Below are 2609 nucleotides of genomic sequence, written 5' to 3'. Positions count from 1 at the left end.
GAATTTGAAGTTGAAAACGGCAGAAAAGGCTTAAACGCGGTAAATGTAAAAGTAATTTAATTATATAATTAAATCATTAAACGTACCAGGCACCTACTCCCAAGTAGGTGCCTTTTTTTATGCCCAATCCTTCTTATTCCGGCGACGGCAGGGAAAACTTGTATTTAGTAACAAAACGTAGTTTATTTTATTTATAAATTAGAAAAAAAAGTTTTCTGCCGGCAAACGATAGAAAATTAGCGAGTGCTTGGCACTGTTATTGTATCCAATAACCTATCTACTAAAATCAAAAAGAAAAAAAAGATGAAAGATCAAACCAGGGTTATAGCCGCGCTTTTAATTGGCGCAGCGGCGGGTGCTGCATTAGGATTATTGCTAGCCCCCGAAAAAGGCGAAACCATCCGCGATGGAATAGCTGATTATATTAATGATTTGGTTGATGCAGCCAAAGACAAGGCACAGGCAGCCTCTAAAGACATTAAGCAATATAGCGGTACAGTTTATGATAAGGCTAAAACCAAACTAAGCGAGGCTGTTAATGATTTGAACGAATACAAGGACGTTGCTATTGAAACCGCACGGTCAAAAACCGGCGATTTGAAAGATCAGGCTCAAAGTAAATTTAATGAAGGTAAAGCCAGGGTAAAAAATGGTTCTGATGAGGTAAATAATTCTATCCAGAATTCATAATAGCTGATTCAAATAAAAACAAAAAACCCGGTTTTCGACCGGGTTTTTTGTTTTGTAGCTTTCTTCAAACTGGCATACACGGTGTCTATTTAGTAGTCCATTTATTATTGCTTTCGTCTGCATCCATAAATATACCGCCATCCAAAATTGCCGATTTAATATCTTTCTTTATTTTGACAAGCAGATTTAATTGCTTTTGGTCCTTTTTCCAAACTACCGGGGTTTGGTGGAAGATGTCAGTAGTGCCATCAGTATAGGTTACTTTTATATCAAACGGAACCGCAAAGCCACCGATATTCTTTATAGCAAAGTCATAGCCGGCATTAGTTTTTGTAACCTTTTGCAAATCAAGGTCGATGTAATAATTGCTAAAAAACCAATTATTAAAAAACCAGTTCAAATCCTGGCCCGATCCACCGTTCATCGAGTTAAAATAATCCCATGGTATAGGATGTTTGCCGTTCCAGTTGTCCATATAAGTATGCAGCGCTTTTTTGAAAAGCTCATCACCCAGCATATCTTTCAAGGCAAAATAGCTTAATGATGGTTTCCCATACGAGTTATTCCCATAACCGCCCCTCAATTCACTTGATGGCGTAATAATAGGCAGGTCTTCAGCAGTCGCCGGGTCATGGATCCAGCGGTTGATCCGAAATTGCTTATAAAGGTTATCTGCCTTATCCTGACCGACCTCTGAAGCCCCGATCAGCCTTTCAAAGGTGGTTGCCCAGCCTTCATCCATAAAAGCATAACGGCTTTCGTTAATACCCATGTAAAAAGGAAAGAAGGTATGGGCGATCTCATGATCCTGAACGAACTGAGCAAACTTGATATCATCGGTATGACTATCGTTCACCATCATCGGGTACTCCATGTCAGCGAAGCCTTCAAACGACGTCATTTTAGGAAAAGGATAGGGCACCCCTGGCCAATTGTGCGAAAGCCAGCTTAATGAGTTACGCCCGGCTTGCACCGCATGATGAAAATCTGCCGACCTGTCATTAAATGCCGACTGCATGCTCGCGCGTCTGCCAGTAGCATCATCAACCACGGCACTTGCTGCATCCCAATCATAATGATCACTTATGCCTACAGCCATATCGCTAACGTTGGTTGCTTTCCACGTCCAGGTATTTTGTTCATTTTGCGCGGTTATGCTCTTTTTTGCAAGGTCCTCTTTTGTGGCAACGTGAATTGTTGAGTCGCTGGTGAAAGATTCCTGCAACCTTTTCTCATATTCGGGCTGCAATACCTGTGAAGGATTTTGCAGCGTACCTGTTGCCCAAACCAAATAATTTTTAGGTACGGTAACGTTTAAAATATAGTCGTTAAAATCGTTATAAAACTCCTGCGCGTCTAAAAATGGCAGGGTATCCCATCCATTATAATCATCATAAACCGACACCCTGGGATAAAAATAGGCCAGGTAATAGGTGGTAGAATCTATCATACCCTCGCGCCCGCTTTGTTTTGACACCTCAAAATGCCATGTAATATCAAGATTGACGGAATCATGCGGCATTAGTGGTTTTAATAAACCCACCATTTGGTTAGTTGCGGCCATCGTTTTATTGTTCCAATCCTTTTTAGTGCCGTTGATCAGAAAATTATCAATTTGCACGCCGGGCGTTAAATAATCATCCCCGGCAGGGCTGAAGCGCGCAACACCGGGCCTGTGGATATTTAATATCAGCTTCATGTTCAGCCGTCTTAAAGTATCCGGGCTATTGTTAAAATAAGTGATCACTTCATGCCCTTTTACCGTGCGGTCAGGCGGCAAGGCAGTGATGGAAATATTATAATGCCCATGGTTTTCCCAGTAATTCTTTCCTGGCCTACCATCCATAGCATGGGTACCTTTTTCATAAGCACGTTTTATATCGCGCGGCATATAAAGGTCCTGGGCCTGCACCTGCCAT

2 protein-coding genes are annotated in these 2609 nt (G+C 41.7%); one reads left to right on the top strand and one right to left on the bottom strand.

Features of this window, described 5'->3' with window-relative positions; translation table 11 throughout:
• The first annotated feature begins 303 nt into the window (after positions 1 to 303).
• Positions 304 to 690, top strand: a complete 387-nt coding sequence (locus tag QZY09_RS09165; protein ID WP_295671420.1) for a YtxH domain-containing protein — start codon at positions 304 to 306, stop codon at positions 688 to 690.
• Positions 691 to 775: 85 nt separating this feature from the next.
• Here the strand turns inward: QZY09_RS09165 and QZY09_RS09160 are convergent.
• Positions 776 to 2609: M1 family metallopeptidase (locus QZY09_RS09160; protein WP_367119200.1), on the bottom strand; the 1834-nt coding region annotated here is incomplete at its 5' end.

Source organism: uncultured Mucilaginibacter sp. (assembly GCF_903913935.1).
Lineage (GTDB): Bacteria > Bacteroidota > Bacteroidia > Sphingobacteriales > Sphingobacteriaceae > Mucilaginibacter.
This window is presented reverse-complemented; position numbering and strand designations above follow the sequence as displayed.